Genomic DNA, 20,905 nt, shown 5'->3' with positions numbered 1-20,905 from the left:
CGCACCATAGGGCCGTCCCCCTTCCGCCTCGGTGTGCGCGACGCCCGGCCGGGGCCGGTCCGGCTGTGCGCCGCGCACTTCCAGGCCCGCCGGACGGCGGCCACCCCCTGTGTCAGAGCGTGTTCTCGTGCACGTGGACGATCTTCCACTCGCCGTCCACCAGGCGCAGCACGCACGTCGTCCGGACGAGCTCGGGGTCGCCGTGCTCGAAGTCCACCTGCAGCAGGTACCTGGCCAGGGCGGTGTCGCCCCACACGTCCACGATCTCGTCGATGGCCCGGACGGAGGTCTCCGCCGGGCCGTCCGACGGGCGCGCGTCGCGCACTCTGTCGAGCTGCCGCCTGCTGGTGATCAGGCCGGGCTCGGCGGAGTCCCAGATCGTGGCCTCCGGGTGGAGGAGCCGGTCGATGCCCTGCCTGTCGCCTTGTGCGTAGGCGTCGTACATGCCGGTAATAACGGCCCAGACAGCGTCGCGTGCCACGCTTCCGTACTCCCTTGTCTTGGTGAAATATGGTTCTTTCTCACCGTATGGGTAGCGCGGAACGGCGGCGTCTTTACGCTGTAGATCAGGGATTGAGCCACTCGCGCAGCTTGGCCACCGCCAGGCCCATGGCGGCCTTGTTGGCATTGGTGTCGCGCAGCAGGTCCACCATGGCGAAGTCGTGCACCATCCCCGCCAGCTGGACCGCGGTGACGTCGTTGCCCGCCTCCCGCAGCCGGGCCGCGTACGCCTCGCCCTCGTCCCGCAGGACGTCGGCCTCGCCGTTCAGCACCAGGGCCGGCGGCAGGCCGCGCAGCTCCCGGTCGCTCGCGCGCAGCGGCGAGGCGTGGCTCTCCGCGCGCTGCGCCGGATCTGTCGTGTACTGGTCCCAGAACCACTTCATGCCGTCCCGGTTGAGGTAGTAGCCCGTGGCGAACTGCTTGTAGGACTCGGTGTCGAAGTTCGCGTCCGTGACCGGGTAGAACAGCACCTGGCCGAGCAGCCGCACGTCACCGCGTTCCTTGGCCATCAGCGTCAGCACGATCGACATGTTGCCGCCCACCGAGTCCCCGGCCACGGCCATGCGGGAGGGGTCGAGGCCCTTCTCCGCGCCGTGCTGGGCCACCCACTGGGCGGCGGCGTAGTTCTGTTCGATCTGCGTGGGGTACTTCGCCTCGGGCGCGCGGTCGTACTCGGGGAAGACGACGGCGGCGCCGGTCCGTACGGCCAGCTCGCGGACGAGCCGGTCATGCGTGTGCGCCGAGCCGAACACCCAGCCCGCGCCGTGGATGTAGAAGATGACCGGCAGCGTGCCCGTGGCCCCCTTGGGCCTGACGATGCGCACCGGCACGATGCCCGTCGGGCCGCCCTGGACCTGGATCCACTCCTCGTCCACCTCCGGCCTGGGCACGGCCGGGTCGGACTGCAGCTTCTCCAGCACCTCGCGGCCCTGCTCGGGCGGCAACTCGTAGATGAAGGGACGCTTGGCGTTGGCGTCGGCGAACTCCTGCGCCGCCTTCTCCAGCACGATCTGCTTGCTGATCATCGTCGTCACGGTGGCCGCCCCCGGTTGTCAGTGTCATCCACCCGGTTCCTGCCTGCGCCTACCTCGATCCGATCGCCCAGTTGCGTCAAATTCCGCCCAAGCGGCTCTCATTCGCGCCGTAGCTCGTGGGCCAGCTCCTCCAGCTCCGCGCCGCCGGCCATCAGCGCGGTCAGCTCGTCCTTGCCGAGGTCGGCCTTGGCGTACTCGCCCATGCTGGTCCCGCGGTTGAGCAGCAGGAACCGGTCGCCGACCGGGTAGGCGTGGTGCGGGTTGTGGGTGATGAACACCACGCCGAGCCCCCGGTCGCGGGCGCGGGCGATGTACCGCAGCACCACACCGGCCTGCTTGACGCCCAGCGCCGAGGTGGGCTCGTCCAGGATGAGGACGCGCGCGCCGAAGTGCACGGCCCTGGCGATGGCCACCGACTGCCGCTCGCCGCCCGACAGCGTGCCGACGGGCTGGTCCACGTCCCGGATGTCGATGCCCATCGCGCGCAGCTCCTCGGCCGCGACCCGGCGGGCCCTGGCCACGTCGAAGGCCGGGCCCTTGCGGGGCTCGGAGCCGAGGAAGAAGTTCCGCCAGACCGACATGAGCGGGATCATCGCCAGGTCCTGGTAGACGGTGGCGATGCCCCGGTCGAGCGCCTCGCGCGGGCTGGAGAAGCGCACCTCGGCCCCGTCCACCAGGTACGACCCCGTGTCGTGCTGGTGCACCCCGGACAGGATCTTGATGAGCGTGGACTTGCCGGCGCCGTTGTCGCCCAGCACGCAGGTGACCGTGCCCTCCGCCACGCCCATCGACACCCCGCGCAGGGCCAGCACCGAGCCGAACGTCTTGCCGATGTCCCGGGTCTGCAGGATCAACGCCGCACCTCCTCCGCATAGCGCCGGACCATGCGGTTGGCCAGCGTCGCCAGCAGCAGCATGGCCCCGAGGAAGAACTTGAACCAGTCGGCGTCCCAGCCCAGGAACACGATGCCCTTGTCGGCCATGCCGAAGATCACCGCGCCGATGGAGGCGCCGACGGCGGAGCCGTACCCGCCGGTCAGCAGGCAGCCGCCGATGACGGCCGCGATGATGTAGATGAACTCCTGCCCGATGCCGATGTTGGCCTGGACGGAGGTGTACCGCAGGGCCAGGATCGAGCCGACCAGCCAGGCGGCGACCGCCGTCGTCATGAACAGCGCGATCTTCGTCCGGGCCGCCGGCACCCCGACCGCCCGCGCGGCCTGCTCGTCGCCGCCCACCGCGAAGATCCAGTTGCCCGGCCTGGAACGCATGAGCACCCAGGTGGCCAGCGCGGTGATCGCGATCCACCACAGGATCGCCACCCGGAACGACGTGCCGCCGATCTGGATCGTGCCCGCGAGCACCGCGCTGGCGCCGTCGAACCCCGGCGCCCGGCGCAGCCCGCCGACCTGCACGGTCCCGGTGATGGCCTTGGTGACGCCGAGGTTGACGCCCTGCAGCATGAGGAACGTGCCCAGCGTGACGATGAAGCTGGGCAGCTTCGTCCGGGTCACCACCAGGCCGTTGGCGAACCCGACGGCCAGCGCCACGACCAGCCCGGCCAGCATGGCGGGCCACACGCCGAACCCGTAGCGGGTGGCCAGCGTGACCAGGATCAGCCCGCTGGTGCCGGTCAGCACGCCCGCCGACAGGTCGAACTCGCCGCCGATCATGAGCAGCGCCACCGCGACCGCCATGATGCCGAGCGTGGCGGCCGGGTCGAGCCAGTTGGCGATGCCGGCCGGCGAGCGGAACACCTCCGACTGCGCGGCGAAGAACGCGAACACCGCGACCAGCCCCACCACGGCCCCGAGCTCGGGCCGGACGATCAGGCGGCGGGCCAGGCCGACCCGGGCGACCCGCTCGTCGGCCCGCGCGGGAGCGGCCGTCATCGGCGACCCTCCCCATCCTCACGGCCGCTCATCGGCGGCTCTTCTCGTCCTCGCGGCCGCTCATCGGGTGCCCGCCTCGGCCAGCTTGGCCACCTGCTCGGCGTTGTCCTTGGTCACGAAGCCGGGCCCGGTGTTGACCGGCAGCCCGCCGCCGACGGTGTTGAGGTTGTCCTTGTAGAGCTTCAGGAACGTGATCGGCAGGTAGCCCTGGAGGTACTGCTGCTGGTCGACGGCGAACAGGATCTCGCCGTCCTTGATCGCGGCGACCACGTCGCCCGACAGGTCGAAGGTGGCGAGCTTGGCCTGCGACCCCGAGTCCTTGATCGCGTCCCTGGCCGCCACGGCGACCGCCGGGTTGAGCGCGAGCACGCCGTTGACCTGCTTGTCCGACTGCAGCTTGGCGGTGACCTTGGAGGTGACGTCGGCCAGGTTGGCGACGTCCACCTGAAGGCGCTCGACCGTGCCGCCGAGGGTCTGCTCGGCGCCCTTGCAGCGCTGGTCGAGGCCGACGTTGCCGGCCTCGTGCACGACGCACAGCAGCTTGGTGACGCCCGCGGCCTTGAGCTGCTCGCCCGCGCCGCGCCCGGCGACGTCCTCGGACTGGCCGACGTGGGTGATGGCGCCGAACGCCTTGGAGGAGTCGGCCCCGGAGTTGATGGTCACGACCGGGATCCTGGCCGCGACGGCCTTGCCGATCGCCTCCTTGAGCGCGTCGGGGTTGGCCATGGACACGACGAGCCCGTCCACCTTCTCCGAGACGGCCTGGTCGATGAGCTGCGACTGCTTGGCGGGGTCGCCGTCGCCCTGGTAGGTGACCTTGACGCCGTACTGCTTGCCGGCGGCCTCGGCGCCGTTCTTGACGACGTCCCAGAAGGCGTCGCCGGCGCCGCCGTGGGTGATGACGGCGAAGTTGCCACCGCCGGCCGCAGGAGCGGAGCCGGCGGCGGGTGCGGCGCTCTGCGCGCCCTGCCCTCCGGAGGAGGAACAGCCGGTCAGGGCGAGTACGCCTGCCAGCGCCAGCACGATCGGGGTACGTCTCATCGGATACCTCCAAGACCAACGGGCTAGCCTGGTTCTACCGCACCGCGATCTATTTGTATAGACATACGGACCAGGGCTCGATCTACCCAAGTAGTAGAACGGAATCATTCGTTCCCGTATGCTGAAGGCATGACCAGCGCACCCATGAGCGGCCGCAAGGCTCAGGCCGCCCGCAACGACGAACTGATCCTCCAGGCGGCCCGGGCGGTCTTCACCGCCGACCCCGGCGCCCCCATAGCCGCCGTGGCCGAGAAGGCGGGCGTCGGGATCAGCGCGCTCTACCGCCGCTACCCCAGCAAGGAGGCGTTGCTGCAGAAGCTGTGCGGCGACGGGCTGAAGCTCTACGCCGCCGTGGCCCAGCAGGCGATGGACGACCAGGGCGACCCCTGGGAGGCGTTCGCCGCCTACCTGCGCGGCATCGTGGACGCCGACACCAACTCCTTGACGATCAAGCTGGCCGGCACCTTCCAGCCGACGGAGGAGCTCTACCACGACGCCGTCCACGCCGGCGACCTGGCCACCCGGCTGCACCACCGGGCGGTCGAGGCGGGCGTGCTGCGGGCCGACGTCACGGTGGCCGACATCGCGCTGCTGTTCGAGCAGATCGCCTCGATCAAGCTCGGCGACGGCGAGCGCACCTCCCAGCTCCGCCACCGCTACCTGACGCTGATGATGGACTCGCTGCGGGTGCCGCCCGCCCACCGCGATCTGCCCGGCCCGGCCCCGGAGGACGAGGAGCTGTCGGTCCGCTGGTACCCGAACCGCTGACCCAGCCGCTAGCCCAGCCGGAGGGCGAGGTCCAGCACGCGGCGGGCCCTGGCGACGATCGGGGCGTCCACGAAGCGGCCGTCGGGCAGGGCGACGGCCCCCGCGCCCGCCCGCTCGGCCGCCTCGACGATCTCGGCGGCCCTGGCCGTCTCCTCCTCGGTGGGCCGGAAGGCCCGCCGGATCCCCGGGAGCTGGGCGGGATGGATGGCGGTCCTGCCGAACAGGCCGAGCGCGCGGCCGGCCCGGCAGGAGGCGACCAGCCCGTCCTCGTCCTTGATGTCGGGGTAGACCGACATGGGCACCGGCGGCAGGCCCGCGGCGGCGGCGGCGAGCACGACCTGCAGCCTGAGGTGGTTCATGGCGTTCTCGTCCGTGACGGACAGCTCGGCGGCCAGGTCCTGCTCGCCCAGCGCCACGCCGGCCACGCGCGGGTGGGCGGCCACGGCGCGGGCCTCGACGATCCCGGCCGCCGACTCCAGCAGCGCGTACAGGGGGGCCGTGCCGGGGAGGGCGTCCAGCGCGGCGGGCGACTCGACCTTGGGCAGCCGTACGGCGTCGGCCAGCTCGCCCACGGCCGCCAGGTCGTCCAGGCCGCGCGCGGTCGTCACGTCGTTGACCCGGACGTGCACCGCCGGCCCGGCCTCCCTGGGCTCGCGCAGGTAGGCGACGGCGTGGGCGCGGGCGGCGTCCTTGGCCTCGGGCGCGACCGCGTCCTCCAGGTCGATGATGATCACGTCGGCGCCCGAGGCGGCGGCCTTGGCGAAACGTCCGGGGCGGTCGCCGGGCACGTACAGCCAGGTGACGGGGGCGTTCACGCGATCACCCCGGCCTCGCGCAGGGCCGCGACGGTCTCGGCCGGGTAGTCCAGCTCGCCCAGCACCTCGTCGGTGTCGTGGCCGAGCGGGCGGCCGGGCCAGCGGATCTCGCCGGGCGTCTCCGACAGGCGGAACAGCACGTTCTGCAGGGTGACCGTGCCCAGCTCCTCGTCCGGCAGCTCGACGAACGTGCCGAGCGCGGCGTACTGCGGGTCGCTCGCCAGGTCGGTGACGTCGTAGATGGGGGCGACGGCGGCCTGGGCCTCCTCGAAGCGGGCGATGACCTCGTCGGCGTCGCGGGCGGCGATCCAGGTGGCGACCGCCTCGTCCAGCTCGTCCACGTGCTGGACGCGGCCGTGGCCGCTGGCGAACCAGGGCTGCTCGACCAGGTCGGCCCGCCCGACGAGGGTGACGACGCGCTCGGCGATGGGCTGGGCGCTGGTGGAGATCGCCAGCCAGCGGCCGTCGCGGGTGCGGTAGGTGTTGCGCGGCGCGTTGCTGCTGGACCGGTTGCCGGTGCGCCGCGGCACGACCCCCAGCGCCTTGTACGCGGTCATCTGCGGCCCGAGCAGGCCCAGGATGGGCTCGATGATGGCCAGGTCGATGACCTGCCCGCGGCCGGTCGCCGCGCGGGCGTGCAGGGCCACCATGATCGCGTACGACATGGCCAGGCCCGCGATGCCGTCGGCCAGGGCCAGCGGCGGCAGGGTCGGGGGGCCGTCCGGTTCGCCGGTCATGGCCGCGAACCCGCTCATGGCCTCGGCCAGCGTCCCGAAGCCCGGTTGCCCGGACATCGGGCCGACCTGCCCGAACCCGGTCATCCGGGCCACGATCAGCCGGGGGTTGGCCTTGAGCAGGTCCTCGGGGGCCAGATTCCAGCGTTCGAGCGTGCCGGGACGGAAGTTCTCGATCAGCACGTCGGAGCGCTCGGCCAGGCGGCGCAGGATCTCCTGGCCCTCGGCGCGGGAGAGGTCGACGGCGGCGGTGCGCTTGTTGCGCGACAACGACTTCCACCACAGGCCCACGCCGTCCACCGAGGCGCCGTGGCCGCGCGAGGGGTCGCCGCGCCGCGGGTGCTCGATCTTGACGACGTCGGCGCCGAAGTCGCCCAGCATCATCGCGGCGGAGGGACCGGCGAACAGCGTCGCCGCGTCGATGACCCGCAGGTCGGCGAGACTTGTCATAGTTTGTAAGTTATAAGAAATAAGTCATAGCCGCGACCGGCCCGTGCGAGAGACTGGGGACATGACAGCCAGCGAGCCCACGCCGCCCATGAGCAAGGCCGACTACGTCTACAGCGTGCTGCTCGACGAGATCCGCGGCGGCCGCATCCCCGGCGGCACCGCCCTGCGCGCCGGAGCCGTCGCCCGGCGGCTCGGCGTCTCGGTCACGCCGGTGCGCGAGGCGCTGCGCCGCCTGGAGAAGGACCGCCTGATCAGCTACGAGGCCCACCACGGCGCGACCGTCATCGACCTGGGCGACGACGCCCTCGCCGAGTACTACGGCCTGCGCGCGGTCGTCGAGGGCCTGGGCGCGCGGCTGGCGGCGGCCAGGATCACCGCCGACGACCTCGTCCGGCTGCGCGACCTGCACCGCGAGATGGTCACCGACGCCGAGCAGGGCAGGTACGACCGGCTGGCCGAGCGCAGCAGCCGCTTCCACCTGAGCATCGTGGACATCGGCGGCCCGGCCTTCCTCGGCGCGCACGCCAGGTCGGTGCGCAACGGCGTCCCGGTGCCCGCCGAGGCGTCGTTGTGGCTGGACCCGGCGCGGGCCGGGCGGCAGCTGCGGGCCCACGAGGAGCTGCTGGCCGCCCTGGAGGCGGGCGACGCCGACGCCGCCGAACGCGTCATGATCGACCACATCCGGCAGGCCGGGGAGTACCGCAAGGACCACTGATGACAAACATCATCGTTCACACCCGGTTCATTGATTCACCGTGACGGGTGTTGCACGATGAGTCACTCTGATGGTCTTGCCGCGACCCCGACGCCGAAGGAGCCGACGCTGTGGCGGACGCGTGGACGCTCAATCCCGACTACCGCACCCCCTCCGTCCCCGCGGACGACTGCACCGAGCCCGGCCCCTGGCGCCACCCCGACGGCCAGGTGATGAACGGCGCCTACGAGCGCAGGCGTCCCAGGCGGCGCACCGAGGTCGTCACCGTCTGGTACGGCTACGCGCTGAGCCGCTGCCTGGGCCCCCGCATGCCGCGCTTCAGCAGCCCGCTGGTCTCGGCCTGGAACCCGGTGCTGGCCCAGGGGCTGAGCTGCGAGCCCGGGGCGCCGACGCCGTACCGCGACGAGCGCTGGTGCGACCGCTGGGTCGCCGAGGCCCTGCTGTACGGGCGCAAGCCGTACGGCACCTTCACCCTGCCCGCCGAGGACGCGCTGCGCTGGTTCGCCAAGAGCGGCGGCACCGGCCTGGTCTACCGGGCGCGCGCCGAAGGCGCGGGCGTCAGGGTCGTGGCGGGCACCACCGAGCCCTACGAACGGCTCTTCGACCTCGACTCCCTGATCGCCGACTACCGCGAGGCCCTGCCCGCCGAACGCGCCGAGGCCGAGGTGGCGGCGCTGGAGTCGCACCGCGGCCTGTCCCCCGCCCTGGCCTACGTGCTGGGCGAGGACGCCGAGGCGCGCTTCGCCGGCGCGCCGCGCTCGGTGCGCGGCCTGACCCTGGGCTACCCCCCGCGCGAGACGGCCGCCCGCGTCGCCGCCGATATGCTCGCCGGGTGACCATCAAGGGCATTCTGTTCGACCTCGACGGCACCCTGCTCGACCATCGCGGCGCGGCCGACGCCGCGATCACCGCGTGGGCGTCGGCGCTGGCCCCCGGCCATCCGCGCCTGCCCGAGGTCGCGGCGCTGTGGGCCGCGCTGGAGATCCCCCACCTGACCGCCTGGCAGGCGGGCGAGTGCTCGTGGGAGGAGCAGCGCCGCCGTCGCGTGCGCGCCCTGTGCCGGGAGCTGGCCGTCGAGGCGCCCGCCGATCTTGCGGCGGCCTTCGCCTCCTACGCCGAGCACTACCGGCGCGGCTGGGCCGCCTACCCCGACGCGGCTCCGGCGCTGGCCGAGCTGCGGGGCTACACGCTCGGCGTCCTGACCAACGGGTCGCGGGGCGTGCAGGAGGCGAAGGTGCGGGCGATCGGCCTCGACGTCGGCCCGGTGCTGACCGGCGAGGGCCTGGGCGGGCACTTCAAGCCGTCCCCCGCCTGCTACGCCGCGGCGGCGCGGGCCCTCGGGCTGCCGCCCGAGGAGGTGCTGCTGGTGGGCGACGACCTCGACAACGACGTACGCGGCCCGGCGGCGGCCGGCATGCCCTCGGTGTGGATCGACCGGCTGGGCGCCGAGGCCGCGCCGGAGGGGTTCCCCCGCCTCACCTCGCTCACCGAGCTGCCCGCGCTGCTCGCCTCCCGCCATTTGTCTGGACATTCTGACCTCGGTTAGGCTGATCGGCATGACCCCGAACCTGGCCATCGACCTGGACCGGTCCAGCCCCGTGCCGCTCTACTTCCAGGTGGCCGAGCAGATCGCCGAGGCGATCCGGCGTGGCGACCTGACGCCCGGCTCCCGGCTGGACAACGAGATCCTGCTCGCCGACAAGCTCGGCCTGTCCAGGCCGACGATCCGCCAGGCGATCCAATACCTCGTCGACAAGGGCCTGCTGGTGCGCAAGCGCGGCGTCGGCACGCAGGTGGTCCACGGCCAGGTCAAGCGCTCGGTCGAGCTGACCAGCCTCTACGACGACCTGCGCCGCGCGGGCCAGGAGCCGGCCACGCAGGTGCTCGCGCTGGAGCCGCGGCCGGTCGAGGAGGACAAGGCGGCCATCCTGGGCGTCGAGCCCGGCACCGAGATCCTCTACCTCGAACGCCTGCGCTTCGCCGCCGGCGAGCCGCTCGCCGTCCTGCACAACTGGCTCCCGCTGGGGCTGGCGCCGCTCTCCTCCGCCGACCTGGAGGGCCGCGGCCTGTACGAGCTGCTGCGCGGCGCGGGCGTGCGCATGCGGGTGGCCAACCAGCGCATCGGAGCCCGCGCCGCCGGCCAGGTCGAGGCCAAGCTGCTCGACGAGCGCCGCGGCGCGCCGCTGCTCACCATGGTCCGGACGACGTACGACGACCAGGGCCGGGCCGTCGAGCACGGCTCACACGTCTATCGGGCCTCGCACTACTCCCTTGAGGTCACCCTCATCGAGCGCTGAGGCCGCGCGGCGCTTGAGGTAGAGCGTGGTGCCGATGCCGAACAGCACGGCCACCCCGAGCCCGACCCACGAGAAGCCCTTCAGCCACTTCTCGGCCACCATCCCGAGATAGTAGATCACCGCGGTGGTGCCGCCCGCCCACACGATGCCGCCCAGCACGTTCGCCACCGCGAACCGCCAGTACGGCATGCGCAGCGCCCCCGCCAGCGGCCCGGCGAGGATGCGCAGCAGCGCGATGAAACGGCCGACGAACACGGCCCAGACGCCGTACCGGTGGAAGTAGTTCTCGGCCTTCGCGACGTGGCGGGGGCCGAAGTGGCGGGGGAAACGCCGGCCCAACCGGTCGAACAGCCGGCGGCCGCCCTTGCGCCCGATGGCGTAACCGGCCGAGTCGCCCACGATGGCCCCGGCGCTCGCGCACAGGCCCACCGCGACCGGGCTCACCACGCCCTTGGCGGACAGAATGGCGGCACTGACGAGCACGATCTCGCCGGGCAGCGGGATGCCGAGGCTCTCCAGGCCGATCACGAGCGCGACCATCGCGCACAACCAGGCGGCGGGGATCGCTTGCAGCCATTCGTCGATATGCACGCGGCCACCCTAACCCCGCGCCCCGCCTCCTCCGTCCGTCCGCCACCCGGAACGCACGCCCGCGCCACCTCCGGCCCTTGGGAGGCGGCAGGCGGGCGGGATGGGCGTCCGGGGCGAGGCGCTCGGCCTGTCCGGGGCGAGGCCCTAGGTTTGGCCGGCACTGTCAGCCGAGCAGGCCGCCGAGGCGGCCCTCCAGGACGAGCAGCAGGTCGGCCAGCAGGTCGGCGAGCTGGCGTTCGCGGTCGCGGGGAAGCCCGGCCAGCAGCTCGGTCTCGTAGTCGAGCTGCTCGGGCAGCAGGCGCAGGATCAGCTCCCTGCCGCGCTCGGTCAGTGAGAGGTGGGCGACGCGGCGGTCGCGTTCGTCCACCCGCCGGGCGACGAGCCCGATCTCCTCCAGCCGCCTGACCCGCTTGGTCACCGCGGCTCCCGAGGCGAACGTCTCGCGGGCCAGCCTGCCCGGCGTCAGCTCGCCGCCGACCCGGAGCAGGGCGCACAGGAGGTCGTACTCCGGGCGGCTCACGCCGGCGCGTCCGAGCGGGGCGTCGGCGGCCTGCTGCAGGAGCGCGGCGCACCGGTTGAGCCTGCCGATGACGGCGATCGTGTCCAGGTCGGCGTCGGGAAGGACCTGCCGCCATTGCCGCAACGCCTTCGCGACGGCGTCCTCCACGTGGTCGTTCCTCTCCTCGTGACGATCTTCCGGTGGCTCCGATCGTACGCGCCGGGGCCGCCGGGCGGGCGCGGCCGGGGCGGTCACGCGTACAGGGTGGCGAGCCTGCGGTGGCCCGCGCGCTCGGCGGCGGCGACGCGCTCGTGGGGCAGCGCCCCGCTCCACCACTCGCCCGCCGCGACGTCGGCGGCCTCGCGGACCTCCACCAGCGCCGCGCGGAGCCGGTCCCGTTCGTCCGGTTCCGGCGGCTCCTCCAGGATGCGCTCCAGGCGCAGGAGCCCAGCCCGTACGCGCCGGGCCGCCCGCCTGTCCGGGACCAGCACGCACGCCAGCAGGCCGGCCGCCGCGCCGACACACGTGTCCAGCCACCGGTCGGCCACCAGCTCGGCCACCGGCCGGGTCCCGGCGAACTCGCTCATGAGGATGGCCATCGGCGTGACGAACACGCTTCCCAGCCAGTAGTTGCGCGTGATCGCCGCCTCCGTGGCGAACTGCAGCCCCAGGACGGCCACGACGAGCGCCACCGCCCCCAGCCGGGTCACGGGGGCCACCAGGGTGAACAGCCCGACCCCGAGCAGGTTGCCGACGACGCGCTGGAGCGCGCGGCTCCAGGAGAGTGTCGTGTTGGCCGCGAACACGGCGGCCGCCGTCACCACCGCCCAGTACGGCCTGCCCACCCCCAGGGCCATCGAGCCCCACCCGGCCGCGGCGGCCCCGGCGAACACCATCGCCACCACCCGCCACCGCCTTCCCACCTCGGCGAAGACCATCGCCACGGCACGCCGCCGCCCTCCCACCTCGGCGGCCACCCGCGCGGCACCGGCCCGGCCGCCCTGCTCGGCGGCAATGCCGGCGAGTTCGGCCCGCTCGGCCGCGGGCGGCGCGACCTCGCGCAGGGACGGCAGCGGGCGGCCTTCACGCAGGTCGCGGGCCCAGCCGGTCAGCTTGTCGGCGCAGCCGATCGGTTCCCCGGCGGCGCCCGCGCCCGCCGACTCCGCGCGGATCAGCAGCCGGGACAGCGTCTCGCGCCGCCGGGCGGGGACGCCGGAGCGCAGGAGCGTCTGCCAGGCGGCGTTGACCGCCGCCGCGGCGGCATGGCGCGCCTGGTGCCGTTCGTGGGTCTCGCGCTCCCGGGGGAGGTCACCCGTTTCGGGGACGGTCCGGAGCAGGCGGGCGGTGGATTCGAGGGCGCGGGCGACGGCGACGCGTTCGGGTCCGTCGGGACGCAGGAGGCCGGGGGCCATGCCGACCGTCCAGGCCAGGAGCCCGCCGAGCGCGCCGAGGCCCACGTGCGCGGGTACGTCGCCCAGCTGCTGCGGTACGAAGACCGCACCGGCGGCGACGAAGGTGAGCACCACGTTCCCCGGCGGCCCGATCCGGGTGGCGTCGCAGACCGCCTTGTGCAGCCCGGCCAGCAGGGCGGCCACCGCCACCCGGACGGCGACCGAGTCGGTGAGTGACGAGGTGACCAGCGCGACCGCCGTGCCGGACAGCATGCCCAGCACCACCCAGGCCAGCGCCCTGGCACGGGCCGCGTACGGCAGGCCGTGCCCGTACAGGGCGCACATCGAGCCCGCGGCGGCGTACGGCACCAGGTCGAGCCGCCCGGCCCAGAGGAGGGCGACCAACGGGACGGCGAGGGCGGCGACGGCACTGAGAGCGGGTTTGTGCCAGATGTCGCCGACGGGCCCCAGGCGCAGCGCGGCGCGCACGGGCAGGCGCGCACGACGCCCGTACGGCGGGGGCGGGGACGGCAGGGCTGGGGATCGGAGGGCACTGGACATCCCTGAAAGTTTACCAGGTGTTTTACCTGTGAAATAAACCAGGTGGATGGCGGATCCTGCAACCGGTGATCAAGCGGCGGTCAAGCCGTCCCGGCTAGAAACTCCTTCGGAATCCGACGGAACGAGCCGCCCGCGCACCGGGCGGAGGACAGAACTGGGGAAGCACAGTGACCACGGGAACCCTGCTGGCTGTGGCGATCATCGCCGGGACGACGCTGATCACGGCCGCGGTCGGCGTGCCGTTCCTGATCATGGCGAGGAACGGGCAGCGGCTCCTGGCGACCGGGATTCCCGCGCTGGCCGTGGTCGAGTCGATGGCCGACACCCACATGACGGTCAACGACCAGCCCGTCGTCAGCTTCGGCCTGGTGGTGCAGCCGGACGAGGGCCCCGCCTACCGGGTCGCCCACCGTCAGACGCTGCCGCGCGTCCCCATGGGCCTGGTGGTCCCGGGCGCGGTGCTGCCGGTGAAGGTGGACCCGGCCCGGCCCGACCGCGTGCGCATCGACTGGGCCGCCTGGCGCCCCTCCCCCGCCGACGCCCCCTGGCGCCCGGCCACCCACTGAGCACGCCACCGCGACCACCGTCGCGTACGCCGCCGTGAACACCACCGCGAACATCATCGAGAACGTCACCGAGGAAACCGCCGTGAACATCCGCCTGGAACACCGCCGGGCGGTCACGGCAGGACCGCCGCGCGGGCTCTCGTGAACGGCGGGTGAATTCTGCCGTAAGGTCGCCTTTCCGGGACGCTCGCCCGACAACCGCACTCCCATAATCCCTCTCATGGGGGATATCTCGCGAAATGGGGTGCGATGAAGCGGTGGATCGGCGTCGTCCTGGCCGCCGTTCTGGCCGGGGTGGCGGTGGTCGCGGTCGTCCTGGGGAACCGCGGGCCCGAAGCGCCGGAACCGTCCGTGGTACGCGGCGTCATCGGCTCGGAGAAGAAGCCGTTCTTCGACGACCCGGCGGTCAGGGCCGCCTTCGCCCGGCACGGCCTGCGGGTCGAGGTGGACACCGCCGGCTCCCGCCAGATCGCCACGGACGTGGACCTCGGCCGGTATGCCTTCGCCTTCCCCTCCAGCGCCCCCGCCGCCGAGAAGATCAAGCGCGACCGGGGCGCGACGACGACGTTCTCGCCGTTCTACTCGCCGATGGCGGTCGCCACGTTCGAGCCCATCACGAAGCTGCTGGCCAAGGCGGGCCTGCTCAACAATTCCGGCAAAGGCCCCCAACTACTCGATATAAGGAAATATCTGGAATTAACGGCTAAAGGCACGCGCTGGGATCAAATTCCGGGGAACGATGTCTACCGGGCTCGCAAGCGGGTGCTGCTCACCACCACCGACATCCGTACGTCCAACAGTGCGGCCATGTACCTGGCGGCTCTCGGCTACGTCGCCAACGGCGAGAACGTGATCACCTCCGACGCGCAGATCGCCCGGATCGCCCCGGTTCTCACCCCCGTCGTCCTCGACCAGGGCTTCTCCGAGACCACGAGCGAAGCCTCCTTCGACGACTATCTGGCCCTGGGCGCGGGCAAGACGCCGATGCTCGTGGTGTACGAGGCGCAGTACCTCTCCCACGTCTTCGCCCGCGACGGCGCGATCAGGCCCGACATGCGGCTCGTCTACCCCTCTCCCACGGTGCTCAGCAAGCACACCCTGGTCCCGCTGTCGGCGCCCGGCGCCCGTGTCGGCGAGCTGCTGACCGGCGACCCCGAGCTGCGTTCGCTGGCCGCGGCGCACGGCTTCCGCACCGCCGACCCGCGGGCGTTCGCCGACCGGGCCGCCGCGGCGGGCGCGCCGGTCGCCGACCTGGTGGACGTGGTCGAGCCGCCCGTCTACGAGCGCCTGGACAAGCTGATCACCACGATCGACGCCTCCCGCCCGTGAACGCGCCCCTTCCGGCCCCTTCAGCAAGGAGAACTCCGACGTGTCCGATCTGGTGCTCACGCCGCCCGCGCCGGTCCAGCCGGTGCCGGTCGAGACGGCGGCCGGCATGCTGCCCCTGCCCGACGGGCGCGCGGCCGAGCTGGCCGCCAGGGCGCAGGACTTCGCCGGCGAGCTGAGCGGCCTCGACCCGCGCTCGCCGGAGTTCGGCCGCAAGGTGCACGACATCGCCTCGATGGGCGACACCGAGATCAGGTCCGCCTCGCAGGCGGCCAACCGCATGCTCAAGCGTCCGGTGGCGGCCCTGGACGCGGCCCGCGGCGAGGGCGCCGACGCCCAGGCCAGGGTGGCCGCCGACCTGGTGGCGCTGCGCCGCACGGTGGTGGACCTGGACCCCAAGCAGGCGTCCGGCGGGACGCGCAGGCTGCTCGGGCTGATCCCGTTCGGTGACCGGCTGCGCGACTACTTCGCCAAGTACCACTCGGCGCAGCGGCACCTGGACGACATCATCCGGGCGCTGAGGTCCGGCCAGGACGAGCTGCTGCGCGACAACGCCGCCATCGAGGGCGAGAAGGCGAACCTGTGGGAGACGATGACCCGCCTCCAGGAGTACGTGGTCATGGCCAAGGCCATCGACGCGGCCCTGGAGGAGCGCATCGCCCTGGCCGACGAGGAGCGGGCCACGGCGCTGCGCTCCGACGCGCTGTTCGCGGTGCGCCAGAAGCACCAGGACCTCCTCACCCAGCTCGCCGTCTCCGCGCAGGGCTACCTGGCGCTCGACCTGGTCCGCAAGAACAACCTGGAGCTCAGCAAGGGCGTGGACCGGGCGGCCACGACCACGGTGGCGGCGCTGCGCACGGCGGTGACGGTCGCGCAGGCGCTGGCGAACCAGAAGCTGGTGCTCGACCAGATCACCGCGCTGAACGCCACCACGAGCGACCTCATCCTGGCCACCAGCGAGATGTTGCGCACGCAGGCGGGCGCGATCCAGAACCAGGCCGCCTCGACGACCGTGGACCTGGACACGCTGCGGCAGGCGTTCGACAACGTGTACGCCACGATGGACACGATCGACGCCTTCCGCGCCAAGGCCGTGGACAACATGGCGGCGACGGTGGACAGCCTGGGCGCCGAGCTGGAGCACGCCCGCACGTACCTGGAGCGTTCGCGGGAGTCGGCGTGAGGCGCGGCGCCGGATGCGCGCTCGCGGCCGTCCTGCTCCTGGCCACCGCCTGCGGGTCCGGCGACGGCGGGCCGCCCGCCGACGGCCCCGAGGTGCTGCGGGTGCTGGCCGGCAGCGAGATCAAGGACCTCGAACCGCTGCTCGGCAAGGCCGCCGCGGAGATCGGCGTGCGGGTGCGGCTGACGTACACCGGCACGTTGGACGGCGCCGAACGGGTCGCGGGCGGGCGGGCCGACGGCGAGCTGGACGCGACCTGGTTCTCCTCCAACCGCTACCTGTCGCTCATCGACGGCGCCCCGGCCAGGCTGTCCACGCAGACCAAGATCATGGTGTCCCCGGTGGTGCTCGGCCTCAAGCCCGCCAAGGCGCGGGAGCTGGGCTGGGACAAGGGCCGGGTGTCGTGGTCGGACATCGCGGCGGCGGCCGGGCAGGGCCGGTTCAGCTTCGGGATGACGAACCCGGCCTCGTCCAACTCGGGGTTCTCGGCCCTGGTCGGGGTGGCCGCCGCGCTCTCCGGCGCCGACGGCGCGCTCAGCGCCGAGCAGGCCCGCGCGGTGACGCCCCGGCTCAAGGACTTCTTCTCGGCGCAGCGGCTGACGGCCGGCTCGTCGGGCTGGCTGGCCGACGCCTACGCCCGCGACCCGGACGTGGACGGCATGGTCAACTACGAGTCGGTCCTGCTCGGCCTGCGCGACCCGGTCACGCTGGTCTACCCCGACGACGGCGTGGTCAGCGCCGACTACCCGCTGACGCTGCTCGCCTCGGCCGCCGAGCCCAAACGGCGGCTGTACGGGAAGCTGGCGGCCTGGCTGCGCACCCCGGCCGTGCAGCGGGAGATCGTGACCGGCACGCACCGGCGGCCGATCACGCCCGGCGTGGCCCCCGATCCGCGCTCCGGCGCGGCCCAGCTCATCGAGCTGCCCTTCCCCAACCGGCGCGGCACGGCCGACGAGCTGATCGCCACCTACCTCGACCGGGTGCGCGTCCCCGCCGAGGCGCGGTTCGTGCTGGACACCTCCGGCTCGATGAGGGGCGACCGGATCGACGCGCTGCGGCAGGCGCTGGTGGCGCTGACCGGCGCCGACACCTCGGCCTCGGGCACGTTCTCGCGCTTTCGCGGCCGGGAGTCGGTGACGATGATCCCGTTCAACGACCGGCCGGGGACGCCGGTGCCGTTCACCGTCCCCGAGCGCGACCCGGCGGGCGCCCTGGCGCGCATCAAGGAGTTCGCCGAGGGCTTGCAGGCCAACGGGGGCACCGCGATCTACGACAGCCTCGCCGCGGCCTACGACCGTCCCGTCCCGCCGGGCCACTACGGCTCGATCGTGCTGATGACCGACGGCGAGAACACCGACGGCTCGGACTACGCCGCCTTCGAGTCCCGCTACCGCGCGCTGCCGGAGGATCGGCGGCGCACGCCCACGTTCGTGGTGCTGTTCGGCGAGAGCGACGACGGGGAGATGCGCCGGATCGCGGCGCTGACGGGCGGAGCCGTGTTCGACGCCCGCTCGACGTCGCTGAGCGGCGCCTTCAAGGAGATCCGTGGCTATCAGTGAGCGCGTCCTGCGCTACCTGGGCTCGACCAGGAACATCGCGGGCTGCCTGCTGGCGCTGCTCGGCCTGGCCGCGCACCTGCTGGGGCTGGCGGGCGCGTTCTGGCCGGTGGTCGTGGCGGCCCTGTACGGCGCGGGCGCCCTGCTGGCCCCGCCCGAGCGCCTGCGGCTGAGGGTCTCGCACGCCGAGATGGAGACGTCGGCACTGCGGGCGGACCTCGACGCGCTGCTGCGCCGGATCGAGGGCCGCTTCCCCGCCGACGTGCACCTGGCCGTGGAGGGCATCGCCGAGGTGGTCAGGGGCGTGCTGGGCCGGGCCGAGCAGCTGGCCGCCTCCCCCGACGAGCTGCACGTGGTGTCCCGGACGATCCGCGGCTACCTGCCGGCCGGCCTGGAGGCGTACGCGAACCTGCCGCGCGGGTACGCCCTGACCCGGCGGGCCGGCCGGGAGCGCAGCGCCCATGAGGAGCTGCTGTCCCAGCTCGCCCTCCTGGACGCCCGCCTGCGGGAGGTCGCCGACGCCGTCCACCGGGGTGACGAGCAGGCGCTGCGCGACCAGGGCCGCTTCCTGCGCGACCGGTTCGGCGGCTCGGACCTGGACCTGGACTGACCCGCCACCCCGGGCCCCGAACTAGCCCTGCGCTCCCGGGGTCACCCGTTCGAGCTCGAAGACCAGCGCGGACGCCGGGCGCAGGGCGGGGCCGGGAAGGCCCAGCTCGGCCAGCGCCGCGCCCGGCAGCCGGGCCGGCGCGAACACCCACTGCGGCAGCCCGGCGCCCTCCGGCAGCGGCCCCGCGGCGCGCACCTCGTAGAGGGCGTCCGGGTCGAGCCCGGGCAGCCGCAGCGGCTCGGGGCTGACGGCGACGCGGCTGGTGAGCTGGACGCAGGCGAACACGGCCCGCTCGGGCAGCACGACCCCGTGCAGCAGCGCCGACGGGTCGGGGTGGTCGGCCCGCACGACCCGGCCCGCGTGCAGCACCGGCCGCAGCCGCTTGTGCAGCGCGATCCAGACGCCCAGCTCCGCCAGCTCCTCCGGGCTCGCCGAGGTCAGGTCCCACTCCACGCCCATGTGGCCGAACATCGCGGTCGCCGCCCTGAACGCCAGCGGCAGCGCGCGGCCGGTGATGTGGTCGTGGGGCGCGCCGACGTGGCAGCCCATGCGGTCCGGCGGCACCAGCAGCCCGGTCCAGCGCTGGATGGCCTGCCGGTCGAGGGCGTCGTTGCAGTCGGAGGCCCAGACGCGGTCGGTGCGGGCCAGGACGCCGTAGTCGATGCGGGCGCCGCCCGACGAGCACGACTCGATCTCCAGCCCGGGGTGGCGGCGGCGCAGCTCGTCGATCAGCCGGTAGGCCGCCGCCGTCTGCGCGTGCACGCCGGGCGTCCCGTCGTGGACGGGCTCGGCCAGGTCGCGGTTGTGGTCCCACTTGATGTAGTCGAGCGCGTACTCGCGGGTCAGCGTGTCGAGGCGGTCGAGGAGGTGGTCGTAGACCTCGGGCCGGGCCAGGTCGAGCACCTGCTGGTTGCGCCAGAGCACGGGCGGCCGGGCGGCGCGGGCGAGCATCCAGTCGGGGTGGGCGCGGGCCAGGTCGGAGTCGGGGTTGACCATCTCGGGCTCGAACCACAGCCCGAACTGCAGGCCCAGCTTGCGTACGTGCTCGGCCAGCGGGTGCAGGCCGTCGGGCCACACGTCCTCGTCGACGTACCAGTCGCCGAGGCCGGCGCGGTCGTGGCGGCGGTGGCGGAACCAGCCGTCGTCGAGCACGAACCGCTCGACGCCCGCGGCGGCCGCCTTGTCGGCCAGGTCGCGCAGCCGGTCGAGGCCGTGGTCGAAGTAGGTGGCCTCCCAGTTGTTGAGGGTGACCGGGCGTACCGGGAGCGGGCGGGCGGCGCGCAGGTGGTCGTGCAGGCGGCCGCTCGCCTCGTCCAGGCCGCTGCCGGACCAGGTGAAGTAGACCCACGGGGTGGTGTGGCTCTCGTCCTGGGTGAGGGTGATCTCGCCGGGTTCGAGCAGTTCGCCGGCCGCCAGCACGGCCTGGCCCTCGACGAGCCGTTCGGCGTAGTGGACGTGGCCGCCGCTCCACCCGGCGTGCACGGCCCACACCTCGCCGGCGCGGAAGCCGAAGCCGGGCGTGCCGGCGACGAGCAGGCCGGTCGCGTCGTGGCCGGTACGTCCGCGGCGGTTCTCCCGCGACCACACTCCCTGCCCGAACTCCCGGCGCTGCGGCACCTTCTCCAGCGCCCACCGTCCGGTGAAGTCCAGCAGCTCCCCCGCCCGCGCGGGCAGCGGCAACGCGCAGACCAACCCCTGCAGCCGGTACGGCGAGGCGGCGGTGTTGGTCACCGTGTGCCGCATCGTCACGACGCCGGAGGCGTCCATGACCAGCTCGCTGAGCAGCCGCAACCCCGCCTCGGCGTCCACGGCGGCGACGGTGACGCGGCCGCCGGCGCCCGGCTCGGCCGCCGTCTCGACGTTCTCGGCGGTCCAGCGCACCGGCCAGTGCTCGCCGGCCCGGTCGCCGGACAGCCCCGGCCGGCCGAACCAGGACTCGTCCTGGCCGGGCAGCAGCGACAGGGCGGGGGTCAGCGACAGCAGGGCGGGCAGCAGGTCGGCGCCGGTGACCGCCCCGAGGTCGGCGCCGAAATGCCGCACCCGCGGCAGCCCGGGGCCGGAGTCGTCGAGCACCAGGGCCGAGCCGGCCGCGGAAAGGATGACGGGGGGCACGTCACGCTCCTCTAGGTCGAGAAAACACATGAAATATCACGTGAGATGAGACGTTACCCGGCTGGCGCGGCAAGGGCCCGCCGTGACGGACTGCCCGGCCTTTCCGGCCCCTGGGCGGCGGAGGAGAGAAAGGGGCCTGCTCCGCGAGCCCGGACAGGAGGGCATGTACACTCCTCTTCGGAAACAGACCGTAGCGCTGCGTGACGCATCATGGCATCCGGCGTCTTCGGCCAGGGGCGGGTCCCCGTAGTCAGCAGCACTTTCCCC

The 20,905-nt window shown here is 73.2% G+C and carries 21 protein-coding genes; 10 read left to right on the top strand and 11 right to left on the bottom strand.

The features are described from left to right. Positions 1 to 112: 112 nt before the first annotated feature. The 5 genes from AB0J97_RS32470 to AB0J97_RS32450 all read right to left on the bottom strand — a co-directional run bounded on the left by AB0J97_RS32470 (position 113) and on the right by AB0J97_RS32450 (position 4,467). Positions 113 to 481 carry a nuclear transport factor 2 family protein gene (locus AB0J97_RS32470; RefSeq protein WP_357706905.1) on the bottom strand — a complete coding sequence of 123 codons (369 nt, stop codon included), beginning with the start codon at positions 479 to 481 and terminating at the stop codon, positions 113 to 115. A gap of 85 nt (positions 482 to 566) precedes the next feature. Then, the gene (locus AB0J97_RS32465; RefSeq protein ID WP_357706906.1) at positions 567 to 1,526 is read right to left on the bottom strand and encodes an alpha/beta hydrolase; all 960 of its coding nucleotides are present in this window, start codon (positions 1,524 to 1,526) and stop codon (positions 567 to 569) included. 107 nt (positions 1,527 to 1,633) lie between these two features. Beyond that, entirely contained in the window at positions 1,634 to 2,389 is a 756-nt protein-coding gene (locus AB0J97_RS32460) for an ATP-binding cassette domain-containing protein (protein ID WP_364095705.1), read from the bottom strand. Continuing rightward, positions 2,386 to 3,426 carry an ABC transporter permease gene (locus AB0J97_RS32455; protein ID WP_364095702.1) on the bottom strand — a complete coding sequence of 347 codons (1,041 nt, stop codon included), beginning with the start codon at positions 3,424 to 3,426 and terminating at the stop codon, positions 2,386 to 2,388. Before AB0J97_RS32455 ends, AB0J97_RS32460 begins: the two co-directional genes overlap by 4 nt. A gap of 60 nt (positions 3,427 to 3,486) precedes the next feature. Continuing rightward, the gene (locus AB0J97_RS32450) at positions 3,487 to 4,467 is read right to left on the bottom strand and encodes a sugar ABC transporter substrate-binding protein (protein WP_357706910.1); all 981 of its coding nucleotides are present in this window, start codon (positions 4,465 to 4,467) and stop codon (positions 3,487 to 3,489) included. Positions 4,468 to 4,596: 129 nt separating this feature from the next. Here AB0J97_RS32450 and AB0J97_RS32445 point away from each other — a divergent pair, with 129 nt between their 5' ends. Then, a complete protein-coding gene (locus AB0J97_RS32445; protein WP_357706912.1) occupies positions 4,597 to 5,235 on the top strand; it encodes a TetR/AcrR family transcriptional regulator in 639 nt (212 codons plus the stop codon). An 8-nt stretch (positions 5,236 to 5,243) separates the two neighbouring features. Here AB0J97_RS32445 and AB0J97_RS32440 read toward each other — a convergent pair whose 3' ends face one another. Both AB0J97_RS32440 and AB0J97_RS32435 read right to left on the bottom strand, forming a co-directional pair. After that, complete coding sequence (locus AB0J97_RS32440) at positions 5,244 to 6,050, bottom strand: CoA ester lyase (RefSeq protein ID WP_364095698.1); 807 nt, start codon at positions 6,048 to 6,050, stop codon at positions 5,244 to 5,246. Beyond that, on the bottom strand, positions 6,047 to 7,234 hold the full coding sequence (locus tag AB0J97_RS32435) for a CoA transferase (protein WP_364095695.1): 1,188 nt from the start codon (positions 7,232 to 7,234) through the stop codon (positions 6,047 to 6,049). Before AB0J97_RS32435 ends, AB0J97_RS32440 begins: the two co-directional genes overlap by 4 nt. A gap of 61 nt (positions 7,235 to 7,295) precedes the next feature. Here AB0J97_RS32435 and AB0J97_RS32430 point away from each other — a divergent pair, with 61 nt between their 5' ends. From AB0J97_RS32430 to AB0J97_RS32415, 4 genes are all read left to right on the top strand, one after another. Further along, positions 7,296 to 7,949 carry a GntR family transcriptional regulator gene (locus AB0J97_RS32430; protein ID WP_364095692.1) on the top strand — a complete coding sequence of 218 codons (654 nt, stop codon included), beginning with the start codon at positions 7,296 to 7,298 and terminating at the stop codon, positions 7,947 to 7,949. A gap of 110 nt (positions 7,950 to 8,059) precedes the next feature. Further along, positions 8,060 to 8,785 carry a hypothetical protein gene (locus AB0J97_RS32425; protein ID WP_357706917.1) on the top strand — a complete coding sequence of 242 codons (726 nt, stop codon included), beginning with the start codon at positions 8,060 to 8,062 and terminating at the stop codon, positions 8,783 to 8,785. Further along, positions 8,782 to 9,495 (top strand): HAD family hydrolase, encoded by a 714-nt coding sequence (locus tag AB0J97_RS32420; protein WP_364095688.1) that lies wholly within the window; start codon positions 8,782 to 8,784, stop codon positions 9,493 to 9,495. Before AB0J97_RS32425 ends, AB0J97_RS32420 begins: the two co-directional genes overlap by 4 nt. A gap of 10 nt (positions 9,496 to 9,505) precedes the next feature. After that, positions 9,506 to 10,246: a GntR family transcriptional regulator gene (locus AB0J97_RS32415; RefSeq protein ID WP_357706919.1), complete on the top strand. Its 741-nt coding sequence runs from the start codon at positions 9,506 to 9,508 to the stop codon at positions 10,244 to 10,246. On the opposite strand, the gene AB0J97_RS32410 is transcribed toward AB0J97_RS32415, so the two are convergent. From AB0J97_RS32410 to AB0J97_RS32400, 3 genes are all read right to left on the bottom strand, one after another. Then, the gene (locus AB0J97_RS32410; protein ID WP_364095685.1) at positions 10,190 to 10,837 is read right to left on the bottom strand and encodes a DedA family protein; all 648 of its coding nucleotides are present in this window, start codon (positions 10,835 to 10,837) and stop codon (positions 10,190 to 10,192) included. The genes AB0J97_RS32415 and AB0J97_RS32410 overlap by 57 nt on opposite strands. Positions 10,838 to 11,000: 163 nt before the next feature. Next, entirely contained in the window at positions 11,001 to 11,504 is a 504-nt protein-coding gene (locus tag AB0J97_RS32405; RefSeq protein WP_357706922.1) for a MarR family transcriptional regulator, read from the bottom strand. An 83-nt stretch (positions 11,505 to 11,587) separates the two neighbouring features. Further along, a complete protein-coding gene (locus AB0J97_RS32400) occupies positions 11,588 to 13,288 on the bottom strand; it encodes an FUSC family protein (RefSeq protein WP_364095681.1) in 1,701 nt (566 codons plus the stop codon). Between the two features lie 167 nt (positions 13,289 to 13,455). Between AB0J97_RS32400 and AB0J97_RS32395 the strand changes: the two genes are divergently transcribed. The 5 genes from AB0J97_RS32395 to AB0J97_RS32375 all read left to right on the top strand — a co-directional run bounded on the left by AB0J97_RS32395 (position 13,456) and on the right by AB0J97_RS32375 (position 18,526). Beyond that, positions 13,456 to 13,854 carry a hypothetical protein gene (locus AB0J97_RS32395; RefSeq protein ID WP_357706924.1) on the top strand — a complete coding sequence of 133 codons (399 nt, stop codon included), beginning with the start codon at positions 13,456 to 13,458 and terminating at the stop codon, positions 13,852 to 13,854. 249 nt (positions 13,855 to 14,103) lie between these two features. Further along, a complete protein-coding gene (locus tag AB0J97_RS32390; RefSeq protein ID WP_364095677.1) occupies positions 14,104 to 15,183 on the top strand; it encodes a hypothetical protein in 1,080 nt (359 codons plus the stop codon). Between the two features lie 40 nt (positions 15,184 to 15,223). Continuing rightward, positions 15,224 to 16,363 carry a toxic anion resistance protein gene (locus AB0J97_RS32385; RefSeq protein ID WP_364095674.1) on the top strand — a complete coding sequence of 380 codons (1,140 nt, stop codon included), beginning with the start codon at positions 15,224 to 15,226 and terminating at the stop codon, positions 16,361 to 16,363. Further along, positions 16,360 to 17,919 carry a VWA domain-containing protein gene (locus AB0J97_RS32380; RefSeq protein WP_364095671.1) on the top strand — a complete coding sequence of 520 codons (1,560 nt, stop codon included), beginning with the start codon at positions 16,360 to 16,362 and terminating at the stop codon, positions 17,917 to 17,919. Before AB0J97_RS32385 ends, AB0J97_RS32380 begins: the two co-directional genes overlap by 4 nt. After that, positions 17,906 to 18,526: a hypothetical protein gene (locus AB0J97_RS32375; protein WP_364095668.1), complete on the top strand. Its 621-nt coding sequence runs from the start codon at positions 17,906 to 17,908 to the stop codon at positions 18,524 to 18,526. The genes AB0J97_RS32380 and AB0J97_RS32375 overlap by 14 nt, the downstream gene beginning before the upstream one ends. Before the next feature lie 21 nt (positions 18,527 to 18,547). On the opposite strand, the gene AB0J97_RS32370 is transcribed toward AB0J97_RS32375, so the two are convergent. After that, positions 18,548 to 20,638: an alpha-galactosidase gene (locus tag AB0J97_RS32370; RefSeq protein WP_364095665.1), complete on the bottom strand. Its 2,091-nt coding sequence runs from the start codon at positions 20,636 to 20,638 to the stop codon at positions 18,548 to 18,550. Between the last annotated feature and the right edge of the window lie 267 nt (positions 20,639 to 20,905).

It is taken from the genome of Nonomuraea sp. NPDC049607, from assembly GCF_040675375.1.
In the GTDB taxonomy this organism is placed as follows: Bacteria; Actinomycetota; Actinomycetes; order Streptosporangiales; family Streptosporangiaceae; genus Nonomuraea.
The sequence above is the reverse complement of the archived record's forward strand: the minus strand, read 5'-3'. Positions and strand labels throughout refer to the sequence as shown.

Bases quoted from the DNA above. Each gene is read 5' to 3' on its own strand.
- AB0J97_RS32465 (WP_357706906.1), bottom strand. From the start codon at position 1,526: ATGATCAGCAAGCAGATCGTGCTGGAGAAGGCGGCGCAGGAGTTCGCC.
- AB0J97_RS32455 (WP_364095702.1), bottom strand. From the start codon at position 3,426: ATGACGGCCGCTCCCGCGCGGGCCGACGAGCGGGTCGCCCGGGTCGGC.
- AB0J97_RS32450 (WP_357706910.1), bottom strand. From the start codon at position 4,467: ATGAGACGTACCCCGATCGTGCTGGCGCTGGCAGGCGTACTCGCCCTG.
- AB0J97_RS32445 (WP_357706912.1), top strand. From the start codon at position 4,597: ATGACCAGCGCACCCATGAGCGGCCGCAAGGCTCAGGCCGCCCGCAAC.
- AB0J97_RS32435 (WP_364095695.1), bottom strand. From the start codon at position 7,234: ATGACAAGTCTCGCCGACCTGCGGGTCATCGACGCGGCGACGCTGTTC.
- AB0J97_RS32430 (WP_364095692.1), top strand. From the start codon at position 7,296: ATGACAGCCAGCGAGCCCACGCCGCCCATGAGCAAGGCCGACTACGTC.
- AB0J97_RS32415 (WP_357706919.1), top strand. From the start codon at position 9,506: ATGACCCCGAACCTGGCCATCGACCTGGACCGGTCCAGCCCCGTGCCG.
- AB0J97_RS32400 (WP_364095681.1), bottom strand. From the start codon at position 13,288: ATGTCCAGTGCCCTCCGATCCCCAGCCCTGCCGTCCCCGCCCCCGCCG.
- AB0J97_RS32390 (WP_364095677.1), top strand. From the start codon at position 14,104: ATGAAGCGGTGGATCGGCGTCGTCCTGGCCGCCGTTCTGGCCGGGGTG.